Origin of the sequence: Candidatus Methylobacter oryzae (assembly GCF_003994235.2) — a bacterium.
GTDB classification, from domain to species: domain Bacteria; phylum Pseudomonadota; class Gammaproteobacteria; order Methylococcales; family Methylomonadaceae; genus Methylobacter_A; species Methylobacter_A oryzae.
The window spans coordinates 149,987-166,820 of the sequence record NZ_RYFG02000120.1 but is presented as its reverse complement, the minus strand read 5'-3'; the positions used below and the strand labels follow the sequence as shown (position 1 = coordinate 166,820).

Annotated in this window: 1 protein-coding gene (only partly in view); it reads right to left on the bottom strand. The window is 54.5% G+C overall.

Annotated elements, in window-relative coordinates; all coding sequences use genetic code 11:
- A protein-coding gene (locus tag EKO24_RS20625) for an SDR family NAD(P)-dependent oxidoreductase (RefSeq protein WP_143733270.1) crosses the window boundary here: on the bottom strand, positions 1 to 16,834 show its 5' portion. The gene continues 2,153 nt to the left of window position 1, outside the view; the window shows 16,834 of its 18,987 coding nt (coding positions 1–16,834); its start codon is at positions 16,832 to 16,834; its stop codon lies off the left edge, out of view.

Sequence of the window (16,834 nt, the reverse complement as noted above, 5' to 3'; positions counted from 1 at the left end):
ACGCTTCCGGATATTCTTCGACAATCAGGTGATGATTGGTGCCTCCGGCGCCGAACGAACTGAGCCCGGCGCGTCTGGGGCAGCGTTTTCCATCGACAATAACCGGCTGCCATTCGGCAAGTTCCTGCTGTACATAAAAAGGCGTATCCTCAAAAGAAATATAAGGATTCAAGGTCTTGGCATGTAATGAAGGCACCAAGACGCCGTGCCGCATTTGCAGCAGCACCTTGGTCAAGCCCGCCATGCCCGCGGCGGACTCTAAATGGCCGACATTGGATTTGACCGAACCGACCGCGCACTGTTGCCGCGCTTGCACGCCCAACTCCCGGTAGGCTTGGGTCAAGGCGGCGATTTCAATCGGATCGCCTATCGATGTCCCGGTCCCATGCGCTTCCACATAATTAATCGTGTTGGGGTCGATGTTCGCCTTGCGCAGTGCGCTGCCGATCACTTTGGCCTGGGCATTCGGATTGGGTACCGTGTAACCGCTGGTTTTACCGCCCGAGTTCATCGCCGAGGCCTTGATCACTGCGTAAATATGATCGCCGTCAATTTCAGCTTGCGCCAGCGGCTTTAACAACACCGCGCCGACGCCCTCGCCGTCGACAAAACCGTCCGCATCGGCGCCGAAACTCTTGCAGCGGCTGTCTTGAGTTATCATCGTCGCCGCGCACAAGCGTAAATAATGCTTGGGATGCAGGATCAAATTAACGCCGCCCGCAATCGCCAGATCGCACTCGCCTCTAACCAAACTTTCGTAGGCGAGATGCACGGCAGTCAGCGAGCTGGAACAGGCGGTGTCGACAGCCATGCTCGGGCCGTTGAAATTGCATAGATAAGAAATCCGGTTCGCCACCGACCAGAACGAGGAATGGGCCGCCACCGGATCGTCGGCCGACCAGCGTTCTCCGGCCAGCGACTCGTAGTCGGCATGCATCAGGCCGACAAACACGCCGACTTGCTTATTTTGCTTGGCGAGGGCTTGACGGGTGTACCCCGCATCTTCCAGCGCCGTCCAAGCGCTCTCGATAAACAGCCGCTCTTGGGGGTCCATTAACCTGGCTTCGTTAGGTGGAATCGAAAAAAACAGCGGGTCGAATTTATCCGCGTCATCGATAAAACCGCCCCACTTACTATATATCGCGCCGGGTTCGTGTTTGTTTTCGGAATAATAGCTCTGCCAATCCCAGCGCTCTTTCGGCACTTCGCGAATACAGTTTTCGCCCTGTTTCAGGTTTTGCCAGAATTGATCCAAGTCCTTGGCCATCGGGTATTTACCGCTGAGACCGATAACGGCTATATCGCCGCTAGAGATGTCCCTGCTGATCGATGCTTGCGCCGGTTTAGCGGCTGCCGATTCGGGTAAAGCCGCAGATAAGACCGCGGCGCCGACAATGCTCTCCAGGGTTTGGCGATGGTGCTCGATAAAATATTGTTTCAGCTCTTCGGTGGTATTGTACTGGTACAGCGTCACCACCGGCAGTTTGCCCAGATGGCGTTCGAAAGCCTGGAGCACGCTGCTGATGTCCAATGAATCCATCCCGTAAATCTCAAAGCTTGCTTGCGGATCGATACTGGTTTTCCTGATTTTCAGCGCTTGGGCCAGCACCGTTTTAACGAAATCCTCGACTTTTTCGTCGAAACCGGAACCGCTAAGCGGCGCGGCTGCCTCAGTAGCGGCTTTGGGATTATGCGCCGCCGCGCGGCCGTACAGCTCGATGCCAAGCTCATTTAAATGCTCACGGCTCACTTTCATCGGCACGACTTGCTCGAACGGACTCGCCATGATCCGCTCAATAGCTTCCATGCCTTCCTCGGGAGCTATCGAATAGACGCCCCTGGCGGCCAATTTTTGATTGTAGGCCTCGCTGGAAACCACGCCGACCGTTCCCCAGTAACCCCAATTCAGGATTTTCACCGGGTACGGAGCCGTATTTTGCAAATGCCGGGCAAAGGCGTCCTTGAACGTACAAGCGGCGGCGTAATTGCTCTGCCCCGGATAACAGGTGAACGATTCGCCCGAGGAGAAAAACAAAAAGAAATCCAGCGCCTCGCCGTCCAGCGCTTTATGCAAATTAACGCTGCCTTGGACCTTGGGCGCCAAAGCCTCAAGGAAAGTGGCTTCATCCATATTGGGCAGGGATTTATCCTTTAACACCAAGGCCGAATGAATAACGCCGTGTATGGAGCCAAAGCGCTCCCTAACCTGGGCGACCGCTGTTCTCAATGACAATAAATCGCCGGCATCGGCCTGCACATAGATTGCCTTGCCGCCTTTGGCCTCAATCGCGGCGATTTTGTCCTGCAAGTCAAGATTAAGCGCGCTACGGCCTATCCAGACGACCCTGGCATTTACTTTTTCCGCAAGATAACAGCTAAACGCAAAGCCTATGCCGCCCGCGCCGCCTAAAATCAGGTATACGCCTTGATGACGGAACACGGTTTGCGGCGCGGCCGAAATCTCCAACGGCTCCAACGTCAGCACAAAGCGTCGGCCGGAGCGCAACGCCACTTCCCGGCCTTTATCGGTAAACGGTTCGACCTGGATTTGCTTGGCCAGCTCAGCCATGTCGTCGGTTTTGCAAAAATCCACGCAACTGACCTGCAATTGCGGGTATTCCTTAAGCGCTGTTTTAGCCACGCCGAAAATACTGCCGACCAAAGGATTAGTCCGCTGCCGCGCTTCGACCGCATGCGCGCTTTCGGTCAACACGCTTAACTGAATCCGGTTATGCAGCCATGGCTGCTTGATCATTGCCTGAATTAACCTGAGCAGCGAAAGAACGCCCAATTGCTTGCTGCGTTGCAATTGCCCGTCCGGCAGCGTAACGTCCGGTTCGTCCTGAATCCCGCCCATAAAATAGACCCGCTCGGGGCACGGAAACCCGCCCGCCTGCAAGCACTCTAAAATCGACGCCGGGTTCGAGTAATCGACTTGCCAACAACGCTCGTCGAGCTTTCCGGCCTGTGCCGCCAACTTGATTTCCCAAACGCTATCGGCAGCGTGCAGCCGCTTCAGCTTATCCTGCAAATCGAGCGCGGTCTGTTGATCGACAGAAACGAACAGCACGTTTCTGCCCGCCTGAACCGGCTTGCTTTCGCTGAACGCTTTAGCTTCCCATCGCGGCCTATAAAAAAAGTCGCCGAACATGTCTTTTTGCGCTTGGTAAAAGACGTCGCGCAAGCCCACGCAAACCTGTCCCTGCTCGTTTAATAGCGAAAGATGGAAACGCATCGGGCCGACGCTTTCCAGATGGACGTAGCCGGTCTCGGACAACGGCGCCAAAAACTCCGCTTTTTCGAGCGAATGCGGAAGCAGGCTGCTGATCGCCTGACCGCCGGCCCGATTCAATATGAAAGCCGCGCCCAGTTGTAAGCAGCCGTCCAATAGCGAGGGAGAATAAGCATAAGCCTGGCATTGCCGGTGTCCGGGATTAAAGGCCAATTCCGCCAAGGCCTCATTGTCGCCGAGATAAATCCGCTGCACGCACTGGAAGCCGCTGCCGTGGTGAACGCCGATGTTTTGCAGTTGCGAGTAAAGCTTATCGCCGGAAAGCTGGGGCAAGCCCGCCAGCCGCAATGCCTCTATCCTATCCGGCATAGGCGCAATAACGGACGGGGCCGCGAACGCCAGCTCGCCGCGGCCGTGAATGCCGCCGTCGCTGCTTTGCACGCTAAAAGAATACCGGTCTCCCCGCTGTTCAAGGACTATCCGAACCGGTGTTTGCCGTTCGACTATCAACGGTTTCGACCAAACGATACGGGACAATTCGAACGGCCGGTCTACCGATAATGCAAACGCGGCGCGCGCCATTTCCAGGTAAGCAACGCCGGGCAGGATGCCTTTGCCGCCGATCTGGTGCTGTTGCAACAGCCAGTCGGAAGCAGTGAAAGTTTTTTCATAAGTCAGCCCTTGTTCCAGACTCAACAGCGGATTAATCCTGTCCAGCAACGGGTGAAGAGCGGCGTTCGCGGCAGGACCGCGAACTTCGTCGACAGCCGTCTGCGGAATCCATAAACGTTCCCGTTCGAAAGGATAAGCCGGCATCGATACGCGCCGCCAACCTTCTCCGGCCGGGTTTAACAGATTCCAATTGGGGGTGTAGCCTTGTTCGTACAGTTTCGCCAACTGCTCCAGTTGTTCGCTGTAAGCTTGCGCGCCGCTAAAACCATTGCCGGAAATTTGCCGCAACAATTGCTCTCCCTGTTTTTTCAGGTCCCGGCTTGCGCTGTTGCGTTCCGGCTCAAGCGACTTCGAACTCAGGTAATCGATCAATTCCTGTTTGCTGCGTACCAGGAAAGCCGCACGGTAGCCAAAATGACTGCGTCCGACCTGCAAGGTGTAAGCAATGTCGCCAAGATTGGCGTCGTTGCCCTGTTGCGTTAACCACTGGAGCAACTCCACGCATTTTTGCGCGAACGCGGAGGCCGTTTTCGCCGAAACAGCAATCAGGAAACAAGGCCGGGACGGTAAAGGATTAAACAGTGGAAGCGCGGGCGCTTCGTCTATCACCACATGGCAATTGGTGCCGCTGATGCCGAACGAGCTGACGGCTGCCCGGCGGACGCCGCCGTCGCGCACAGTCCAGTCTTGCAGATCGCGGTTGACATAGAACGGGCTATCCTGAAAATTGATATATTCATTCGGCTGTTCGCAGTGCAGCGAAGGCGCGATTTTCCGGTTCTTCATCGAAAGCAGCACTTTGATTACGCTGGAAACGCCGGCCGCATACGCGGTATGGCCGATATTGGTTTTTACCGAACCTATCGGGCAAAACTGTTTTTTATCGGTAAATTTGCGGAAAGCATTGGTCAAAGCTTCGACTTCTATCGGATCGCCCAATTTGGTGCCGGTGCCGTGGGTTTCGATGTAGCCGATGCTGTCCGGGGAAATACCGTATTTTTGGTAAACCGAAGCCTCAAGTTCGGCTTGCGAAATCGAGCTGGGCGCGGTCATGCCGTTGGTTTTGCCGTCCTGGTTAACGCCGATGCCGCGAATCACGCCGTAAATGTGATCGCCGTCGGCAAGCGCTTTAGCCAAAGGCTTCAGCAGTATCGCCGCGGATGCTTCTCCGGGAACGAAACCGTTGGCGTCGTTATCGAAAGCCCGGCATTGGCCGGTAGCGGACAGCATGCCCGACTTGCTGGTCAGTTTGTAAAACAACGGCGTCGTGCAGATATGGATGCCGCCAGCCAGGGCCATGTCGCTTTCGCCGGCGTTCAGACTCTGGCAAGCAAGATTAATCGCGACCAGCGACGAGGAACAGGCGGTGTTGATTGCAATGCTGGGGCCTTTCAGGTTCAGGAAATACGAAATTCGCGCCGCCATCACCGACGGTTCGTTGCCGGCAAACGAAAAGCCTTCAATCGCCGCGCCTTGTTCATGATGCATTTTAGTTTGGTAGTCGCCTTTGGTCGCACCGGCAAAAACGCCCAGTTTAAGGCCTGAAAGCGCTACGTCCGAATAGCCGGCATCTTCCAATGTATGCCAGCAATCTTCGAGGAAAATACGCTGCTGCGGGTCGCTAAGCTCACCTTCCTTACCTGAAATCTGGAAAAACAGCGAGTCGAAGCGGTCGACGTCTTTCAGGAAGCCGCCCCATTTGGAGTAAGTCTTGTCTCTTTTAGCGGGATCGGGATCGTAATGCTCGTCGATGCTCCAACGCTGCTGCGGGACTTCTATCACGCAGTTTTTTCCCTGCTCCAGGTTTTGCCAATATTGATCGACTCCGTCCGCCATCGGGAAGCGGCCGGCCATGCCGATAATGGCTATGCTCATGCCCTGCTCGCTCACTTCGCCGGCATTGGACTGTTTTGCTTCAGCGGCCTTATCCGCCGGCGTTTGCGCGTTCTTTTTCAAGTCTTCGGCGAGAATTTTCTGCAAATGAAAACCCTGGAACGATAAAGCTTCGTTGCCTTGCCGGTCGACCAGCGTCAAGTCCAGCGTGATATGTTCGGCCTTGACCGAAACGGCTTTAACCACGCCGTAATAGCTTTCATCGTGCAATTCACGGAAGACTTTTATCTTGTCGAACAATACCGGGATGAAAAAGTTTTTCCGGTCGCCGGACAGGAAGCTGGCAAAATAAAGCCCGGTAGCGAAAAGACCGTCGACAATGGAAGGCTCCAGCACAAACCGGTCTTTCAGCAACGCGCCTTCATGGCTTCGTCTCAATTGGCTTACCGCGGTTTGCTGTTGGATGCGGATTTCCCCGATGGTTTGGTACGAAGGGCCGACTTTCAAAATGGCGTCCGGCGTATAGATTTCCGCGGGATGCACTTTTATTTCAAAGCGCTCCCAAACCTGCCTGAAATCCCGATTAACCGTGGCCGCCTCGGTAATCTGCTTAAACCTGCCGTCGACGCTGACCTTATAAGCGTCCGGTTGACCGTCCTTTTTACTCTGAATCGCAAAACGGTCGCCTTTGGCGTTGGGCGTTAATTTCAACCGGCAATCGAGCGCAATGCCGGGGAAGGTGATCATCGGAAATTGCAGATTGAAATTTTCCACTTGCAATCCGCCGGTAAAACCCAGCAATTTCCGCGTTCCGATATAGAGCATTTCAAGATAGGCATCGGACGGCATGATGTACTGGCCGTAAATCACATGGTCGCGGATACAGTTGTTATCTTCGACGGTAATCCGGTAATGTTGAACTACCTCTTCGCCCCGCAACCAGTCGCCCTGCTGTTGAAAGCCGTAATGCTGGCAATGCGGACCTATCGCGCCAGGCTGCGCTTGTTCGGCAATAGGATTATTCGTTTGAACGGTGGGCGTTTCGACCGGCACCGTTGCGGGCACAGCGATGTCGTCGCCGTATTGTTCGCCGATATACGCGGCCAGCGCGGCCACCGTGGTGTAATCGAACAGCGCGGTTTTACTCAGGAACACGGACAGGGTTTGGTTAAGCTCGTTGATCAGCTCAATGCCGGTAATCGAGTCGATGCCGTATTCGGAAAAAGGCCGGTCCTCGTCAATCTCCTGAGCCGCAATGCCCGAAGCGCTCTCTACGCATTTTAATACGATGTCCAGTAGCCTTTGCTGAAGGTCTTCGTTGGCAGTTATATCGTTCCCACGCTCCGGCGTGGGAACGCAGTGAAGGACGCTCCTGCGTCCCTCACCGCTAGAGCGGTATTCCGGTATTCCCACGCCGGAGCGTGGGAACGATGTCGCTTCATTCACTTCGGACCCTATATTATGCGCCACGGCAGTTGCCGCCGCTTTCTCCGCGACCGCTGCGATGTCGTCACCGTATTCTTCGCCGATATACGCCGTCAGCGCGGCAACCGTGGTGTAATCGAACAGCGCCGTTTTGCTCAAGAACACGGACAAGGTTTGATTAAGCTCGTTGATCAGCTCGATGCCGGTAATCGAGTCGATGCCGTATTCGGAAAAAGGCCGGTCCTCGTCAATCTCTTGAGCCGCAATGCCCGAGGCGGTTTCTACGCATTTTAATACGATGTCCAGCAGTCGTTGTTCAAAGTCTTCGTCGTGCTTATGCGCCATGTGCTTGGTCTCGTTTTGAAACTTGCAATTTGCCTCTCTGGCCGGCTTCACGCCGACAGCGGGGACAGGTTCGATATTTTCGCCGGCAGCTTGATCAGCTACAGCCTGCTGCGTCCGGGCGGATTTTTCGGCCACCAGCACATGCTGCGCCAAATCCAGGCCGACTATCGCCGAGGGCCCCAGTATTTCGGCCTGCTGGAAGCCGGCTTCCCGAAACAACTGCGTCCAGTTTTCCGGCGTCAACAGCGGACTGTCCTGAATCCGGTATTGCCGGTCTTCGTACAGCCACCAGCCGTCGAGCAAGCCGAAAGTCAAGGTCAGCAAATCCTGGGTCCCGGTCATTTCGTTCAGAACCAGCCAGCCGTGCGTTTTCAGCAGCGAGCCGACATTGCCCAAGGTGGTTTTAATATCGGGCGTCGCATGAAGCACGTTGGTCGCGACAATCAGCTCGAAGCTGTTTGGCTGAAACTTCTGGGCGGCCGGTTCTTTGGTTATATCCAGCAATTGGAAAGTCACGAACGGATAACGTTCGGCAAATTGTTTTCTGCCGTGCGTCAGGAAGAAGCTGGAAACATCGGTATAAACGTATTCCAGTTTATTGCGGTAAGCCGCAATTGCTTCTAAAACACAGGAAGAAGTGCCGCCGGTGCCTGCGCCGATCTCCAGGATGCGTATTTTTTCACCGTCCGCCAGGGTCTTCACGCGCTCTTCAATAAAAGCCAAGACGCTATTCGCAGCCAGCGCATTGAAGTAATCAGCGACCGGATTGTTCTTATAAATACCCTCCACTTTCGCCATCGAGGAATTCGGAAACATGACTTGCGTGGGCTGGATTTCTTCCCGGAATAACTGCGGGTAATGTTCGACGCAATTGACCAATAGCTCCAGATGCGCGCGAATTTCAGGATATTGTTCGGCAAGCGCTGTTTGCCGGCGGTTTGCATCGACCGGCGCGGTAGCGCTCAGACCGGAACTTGCCAACATCCGCCGGGCCGCATCGTAAAACCGGCTAAAGCGCGGCGGTATCGCCGCGGGTGGCTCGGCGTCCAGAAAGCCCATGTCCCGGAAACAGGCAAAAAGTAATTGATGGGCGAACTGTTTCAACGCCAAATAGCCCGCCTGGAAACGGAAAAGATCGGTTTGAACCAATGTGGACGGGTTCAACGCAACGCTCAGTTTATTTAGCGAAGCCGGAAGTTCCTGCGTTTTTCCCTGATGTTGTTTTTCCTGACTCACAAACATTCTTTGTTGCAATTGCGGACTCGCTTTGACCGCCACGACTTGTTCCGCGCGCCGGGCCAGAATGCGTTTGATCGCTTCCATGCCCTCGTCGGGCCGGATCGAACTCATGCCTTGGTTGCCCATGCGGCGCTGATAATCCTCGGTCGCGACAATGCCGACGGTGCCCCAGTAGCCCCAATTGACGACCTGGACCGGGTAGGGCCGGCGCTGGTTCAGGTAACGGGAAAAAGCGTCCTGGAATGTGCCTCCGGCGACATAATTGCCTTGTCCGGGATTGCCGATAATCGACAGGATCGACGAGAAAAACAGGATGAAATCGAGGTCCTGTCCTTCGAGCGCATCGCAAAGGTTGACGCTGGCTTTCGCCTTGGTGTCGTACACGCTACGGAAAGCCGCTTCGTCCATGTTTTCCAGCGCTTTGTCCTGCAAAATCACGGCGGAATTGAACACGCCGTGAATCTCGCCGAAACGCGCTTTGCCTTCGGCAATAGCAGCTTGCGTTTGCATCGGGGAAGTCAGGTCGGTAGGCAAATAAAGCACTTCGCCGCCCTTTTTTTCAATATCGGCAATTTGCGCGATACGCGCCGCATCCAAAGGTTTCCTGCCGAGCAGGATCAACCGTGCCTGCACGTTTTCGGCAAGGTACTCGGCGAGTTGCCGGCCTACGCCGCCAAGACCGCCAGCAATCAGGTATACGCCGCGCTGACGAAAAGGCGTCTTGGCAACGGCAGCGAGCCGCGCCGGAACCATTTGCCGGCTATAGCGCTGTCCTCGATGCAAGGCGACTTCCTCAGCCCCCGCATGGTGCGGTTCGGTAAGGATGGTTGTCAAAGAGACTTCGCCCCGGACGACTTCGGCCGGATTCAGCGACAAGCGATTAATATGCCAATGCGGATATTCCCTGATCAGCGTTTTAGTCAAGCCCGCCAAGCCCGCAACCCAGGGAAAAATCTCGACGCCGGCGTCAATATCGTGGATCTGGGAAGTCAGCACCGTAAGCCGTAAATGTCTTTCGGCATGAACGCTGCGCGACAAAGCTTTTACCAGTCTGTGCAAGGCATGCACGCCAAACGCTTGTATCGCTTCCAGTTGTTGCGGCTGTTGCGGGTCGGGAGTGCGGCTGATCAAGCCTGCCAAGAAGTAAATCCGGCCTATCTCCGGGAAAGCGTTTACGTCGAAATCATCCTCGCGAACCGGGATAACTCGGTCTTGGGCATAGTGTCGTTGCAACGCGTCAACAAGCTGCATGGCGGCTTCCGCATCGTCCGGCGGCGGCAGGAAAACCAGGATGGTCTGCGGAGAAACGGCGGAGCTTGCAGGCACAGGACCTGGAGCATCGAGCAGCCATTGCGGCATGTAACAAAACTCGGCCCAAGAATCCTTGGCCTGTTGGAACACCGCATTTTTGAACTGCACGCAAACCTTGCCGGCTTCATCCAGCAAGTAAACGTTTGCACGTTGCGCATCGATCTTCTGCGTATAGGCGATCATGTGCGTTGTTAACGCGTGATAAGCTGCGACTTCCTCAACCATGAACGGAAGTTGCGGCGCCGAATCCCTATCCCTCCATGCAAGCGCTGTTTGCAAGGCCGCATCCATCAGCGCCGGGTGTTGCCGGTAAGCGGAAAAATCGCCGCTTAAGCAGTCCGGCAAAGTTAAAAAGGCCAAGGCTTCGCAGTCGTTTTTGTGCAGCCGGGTAATGCACTGGAAGGCCTGACCGTACCGTATGCCCGATTTGCTAAAGCCGTCATACAGGGCTTGTCTATCAATCGTTTCCGGGCAGCGCGCCTGAATCTGTTGCCATGAAAACGGCTCAGCGGAAGCTATTGCCGACGGCTCGAACTTGCCGTAAGCATGCTGTTGGGGCGGCATGCCGGGAACAACGCTTTGCACCTCGAAAGCCGTGCTGTCGCCTTGCTTCGTCAACAGCACGCGAATTTCGGCCTGCGTCTGCGATGAAGGCAGCGCCAAGGCTTCCCGCCAAACCATGTCGGCAATTTTGCCCGGAGCCTGGCCGATTTGCGCGGCAGCGGCCCAAGCCAGTTCCAGGTAAGCTACGCCCGGCAATACAGGCTGTTCATTGACGCGGTGGTCCTTGAGCAGCCAGTGCGACCGGGACAGCGTCTTTTGAAAAGCCACGCCCGACTCAAGCGTAAAACTCGATGCCGAATCTACCCGGTCCAGTAAGGGATGCAAAGCCGCAATTGCGGACTGCCGCTGTTCTTCCGGCAACCAGTAGCGTTGTTTGGCATAAGGGTAACCCGGCAAGGAAATTCTTCTCGGTCCGGCGCCGGCATTACCCAACCCGGAATACAAACCACGCCAATCGACATCCGCGCCCTGCGCCCACTGTTGGGCCAGTTGCGATAACTGCTTTTGCTGAACCAAGGCATTGATATAAGCCGAGCCCGCCTCTCCTTCCAGCGGCAGTAAACGGTTCTTTTTGTTGGTTTCGATGTTGCCCTGAAAATAGTCGGCAACCTGGAGTTCATTGCCTGCGGAAATCTGTTCCAGCGCTTGCACCAGCTCCGACAAGTCGCTTACCACAAAGGCCAGCCGTTGTTCCATCGCTTCCCGGCCAACTTGCAGGGTATAGGCGATATTATGAAGATTCAGTTGTTCCAGGCGTGGGCGCAAGAAATCAAGCAGCTTTTGCACAGACGCAAGCAGCCGGTCCTTGTTCTTGGCGGAAAGCACGATCAAACAGGGGCAGTCAGGTAAACCGGTTTCAACCGGAGTAAGGTATTCCTCCAAAATCACATGGGCGTTGGAACCGCCGACGCCGAATGAGCTGACACCCGCCCGGCGCGGATATTCCGCGTTCCACTCGGCCAGTTGCCGTTGCACGTAAAAAGGCGTTTTGGCAAACGGAATCCGCGGATTTGACGGCGTCGAATGCAGAGATGGCACTAAAGTCCGGTATTTCATCTGCAACAGCACTTTAATCAAACCGGAAATACCGGCAGCGGCAATCAAGTGGCCTATATTGGATTTTACCGAACCTATCGCGCAAAACCCGGTGGCGTCGGTGTATTGCTGAAAAGCCTGGGTAAGCCCTTCGATTTCGATAGGGTCGCCCAGCGTCGTGCCTGTACCGTGAGTTTCGACATAACTGATCGTGCGCGGCGAAACTCCTGCATTGTTAATCGCTTTCAAGACCAGTTGGGCTTGCGCACGGGGACTCGGCACCGTGTAGCCTCCGGTTCTGCCGCCGCTATTGATCGCCGTGCCGCGAATTACGGCGTGAATACAGTCGCGGTCTTTAATAGCCTGCGACAAAGGCTTCAATACAACCGCAGCAACGCCTTCCGCATCGACAAACCCGCCCTTCCCTTCGCCGAACGGATGACAATAGTTTTCGCCGGACAGCATGTTTTTTTGGCAGAACTGGACCACGCGGCTGGGGTGCAGTGTAAGGCTGACGCCTCCCGCAATAGCCATTTCGCATTCTTTTCGTTGCAGGCTTTGCACGGCCAGATGAACGCTGCTCAGCGACGACGAACAGGCCGTATCGACAGTCATGCTCGGCCCCTGGAAATCGCAAAAGTACGAAACGCGGTTGGCGATGTCGTAACTATCGGTATCCGGGTATTGCGAGCTGCCTTGTTGCGCAGCCCACAATCCGTAAGTATTGGTGGTTGCGCCGACGAAAACCCCGGTATTTTTGGGTAGGCTGAGCCGGGTATAACCGGCATCTTCGATACTGCTCCAGGCGGCTTGCAGGAAAATCCGCTGTTGCGGGTCCATGAATTGCGCCTGTTTCGGCGTGATATTGAAAAACAGCGGATCGAATTGGTCGAACCCCTCTAAGAAACCGCCCCATTTGGTGTAGCTTTTGCCTTTTTGTTTTCCGGCCGCATCGTAGTAGTCCCGGTAATTCCACCGCTCTTCCGGCACTTGGCTAATGCAGTTCTTGCCTTGTTTTAAGTTTTCCCAGAGCGCTTCAATGTCCGGGGATTGCGGAAAGCGGCCGCTGCATCCGATGATGGCTATAGGCTCGTCGTTTGCGGCTGCGGAATCGCCGGATGCGGCGGCCGGTACGGACTGAAGAACCGGGGACGGCTTGACTTCCGCTGCCGTCGTTTCGGCAGTTTCCAACATAGGTAAAGCTAAAACCTCACACAGCGTTGTTTCATAAGTTTTAATGAAATACGCGGCCAACTGCCTGATAGTGGTGTATTCAAACAGGATGGTGCTCGGCAGCTCGGGAAAAATACGCGCCAGTCTATCGACAATCTCCTGGTTGATTAGCGAATCGACCCCGATGCCTTGGAATCTTGCGTCGTCGTCAATATCGCTGCCGGACTGGCCAAGCACGTCGGCAAAGGTTTGCTTTAAATACTGTGTCGTTTTGGCGGACAGTAGCGCCGTATCGTAGCGGGCAGGCTCCGGGATTTTTGCAGCGGAAGAAGACAGGAAATTACGCTGAACCCGGCGAAAATAGATGCTGTCGACCGTCAAAATAGCTTTTCCGCGAAGATCGTAGGCGTTGAAGCTCAGGCGAATATCGCCCTGTTCGGTAATATGAAAATCCGCTTTTTCTATGACCGCATAGCAATCCCGATCCAAACCGGCGAGCAGTGTCAGGTGTTTAATGCTGATGGGGACGTACAAAAAGCGGTTTTGCAATAAATCGCCTAAGGCATGCGCTACGTAAAAAACGCCTTGAAACATGCAATCCAGCACAAAAGGGTCCAAGCCGGTATCCTCGGCTTCGTCGGTGGGCTTGGCCCGAATATGAACCAGGAAGGCGTTTTGGCTTTGCTCGATCTTTGTAATCAGCTTCATACCGGGGCCGTACCGGTATCCCCATTGCTCAAAAAGCGCGTAAATTGCCTCTTCGGCAACAGTGCTTTCCAGCGTAAGCGCAGCCGCATCAAAACCCGGACATTCAATACCGCCAACCTGTTCGACCCGTCCCTTTGCCAATATTTCGTCCGCTTCTTCGGTATCGTTGCCGACGCTCTTGATCAGTTGGAAGTTGCCGCTGTCGTTAATATCTACAACCAGGCTTACCTGTTTATCGATAATGCCCGGTTTGGGGAAATAAACGTCGCTTAAGTGGTTAACATCGGCAGTCAGCCTTTGTTTTCCGGCTTGCAGCGCCAACGCCAATCTCAGCGGGCTGGGCGTAATACAGCGTCCTTCGACAACAGTATCGCGAATCACGGCGTCTTCGACAGGCGATAACCGGCGAGTAAATTTATTGAGGTTTTCGGGGTCCCGGATTAACCGGCGGTTCGTCTCTATGCTCTTTCTTGCGCTCATACTGAGTTCATTATGATTAACATTCATCGGGGTTCCGACCGGATCGTTTTGCTTGCTTATCCAATAAGTGTCGCCGCCGAATTCATAAACAGGCAAAGGCGCTTTATAAAACGGTTTTTGCAGGAAATAATCTGTCCAATTGATATTTACGCCTGCTTGCCACAGCGCCAAAGCGGCATCGAGTAGCGAGACAGGCGTGCAGAGTTGCACAGTAGCACAAGACGAAGCCGCCCCGTTATTGATTCCAAATTGCAGGCAAGCACTGGTTTCCAAAGGAGGCAAGGAAAACGCCTGTTGCCGGACCTGGCCGAACCACCGGGAAAAATCCGTCAACGGTTCGGGCAAGCTGTTTTGCCGATATAAAATAGGAAAATCCTGCCGGGAAAAGTCGGCTGAAGCGCGTCGGTTCAAGTCTTCGATGACATCGCCTAGACCTGAGGCATCGCCGAAAACCAAATCGGCAATAAGTTTCTTATCGATATTTATGCTGACAATTAGACAGGCCAGCTCGCGCAGATGGGCATCGTTTATTTTGCCTTTCGGCGAGAAATTCCATTTGCGGCACAGTTTTAACAGCGCTGTTTGGATGACGATGAGGCTCAGCTTTTTTTCAGTATCGGAAAGCCCTTGGTGGTAAAACAGCTTTTCAATCGTCAATCCCTTGGCTTCCAATTCCGGAGCCCATTCGTTCAAATAGCTTTTAAACGTGTACTGGCTTTTTTCCAAAGCGACTGCGTCTTCCAGATAACGAGTCCAGTCCTGGGCGGCAATATCCAGATTTTGCACCAGCTCGATGAAATAAGTCGGCTGAAAACGAACGGGAGTAATGACTTGCCCGCCAAGCGCATCGTAAAAAGGAATGCTGGGCAGCGAGAGCTTAACCTTGTCCAGCGGCATTTTGCGCTGTAACACAGCAAACGCCTCGATCGGCGACAGCATGCCGCTCAATACGAGACCTTGCCAGATTCCGGAGCCGCCGGCGGCTATTAAGGCCGGAGCAAATCCCAGCTCCATCAGGCTGGAAAGATAAAGATAATTGACTAAAAACGTCTGCGCCGGTCTCGTTGCTTCGCTCCAACCCGATTGCAGCAGCAGTCGATCTTGCGGCTGGAACCACGGCGAAAGCGTCATATCCTGTTTTAATGCGTTCCACTTTTCCCGCATCAGGGAGGCTTGCCGGAAAAAGGGTTTGACCTCGTTGAATCCGCTCCACAAGGAATCGCCTATGCTCAGCAACCAAGCGGTATTGGTATCCGGGGCGGCGGTGCTTTCGGGGTTCCGAAGCTGCGTCTTTAAATCCTGATGGCTCTTGATCCGGCAGCCCCATCGGTAAGGATAATGCTCCCTACCTGTCGCCAAGGTAGCGCAATAATCCAGTACGGAAACTTTGCCGAAATCCTCTCGTTCGCTAAAGGCCAGCCACTTGTCCCGGAGCCGCTGTAGCGAACTCTCTGTCTTTGCCGATAGCATGAAAGGATAAGCGCCGGCCGGAGAGCGCCGGGGCTCGACAGCGGCGGCAGACTCAAGGATAAGATGGGCGATGGTCCCGCCAAAGCCGAAAGAACTGATCCCGGCCCGTAAACATTCCCCATCGGTTTCAGCCTGCCACGGCTCGCCTTTCATCGGCAACCTGAAAGGCGAATCTTCAAGAAAAAGCAGCGGATTGGTACGGACCACATTCAGCGTCGGCGGAATTTGCCGATGCTTCATCATCAACAGCACCTTGATCACGCCGGCCACGCCCGCCGCCGCTTCCAAATGCCCGATATTGCTTTTGACCGAACCCAATAGACAAAAGTGCTTTTTGTCGGTGTATTGTTCAAACACCCTGGACAATGCCGCCACTTCAATCGGGTCGCCTAACGAAGTTCCGGTTCCGTGGGCTTCAACGTAAGAAACGGTTTCCGGATTAACGCCGCTGTCTTGCAAAACCTCGGCAATCAGGTCTTGCTGGGATTGAACGCTCGGCGAGGTAATGGATGGGCTGCTGCCACCATGATGAACTGCCGATCCTAATATGACGCCATAAATATGGTTTTTCTGTTGCACCGCGTCTTCGAGCCTTTGCAGCAACACCACGCCGACGCCTTCGCCCGGCACATAGCCGTTCGCATCCCGGTCGAAAGTTTTGCATTGCCCGTCCGGACTCAACATCCTTGATTTTGAAAAAGAAATATATTTCCACGGGTGCAGGTTTAGGCTCACCCCTCCTGCGATAGCGTAATCGGTCTCGCCCGACAGCAAGGAAAGCTTGGCTTGATGCATGGCGACCAAAGACGAAGCGCAGGCCGCATCGATAGCAAAGCTGGGGCCTTGAAGGCCGAAGCAATAAGACAGGCGATTGGCAAGAATGCATTCATAGTTGCCGAGGCAGGAGTAACTGTCCGTAACGACATTTTTTGCTGTCGATTCAATCAGGTAGTCCAGCGCCATGACCCCGATATAAACGCCGGTTTTGCATTGTTGCAGCGCCGCCAACGGGATTCCGGAATCTTCAATGCAATGCTGCGTTTCCTGCAATAACAGCCGCTGTTGCGGGTCCATGCTTTTGCTTTCACGCGTCGAAATCCCGAAAAACGCCGCATCGAAGCGATCGATATCGTCTAACAGCCCGCACCATTTACCGGTGCTTTTATTTGGGCTCTGAAACTCGGAAGAATAGACATCCTGCGGCCAACGGGATGCGGGGATTTCGCGGATACTATTTTTACCGTTTTTAAGATTGCTCCAAAAATCCGCATAATGATTCGCTTCCGGAAACCGGCAGGCCATACCGACTACGGCAATTGCATTATTCTTTACGCGGGCGTTACTCAT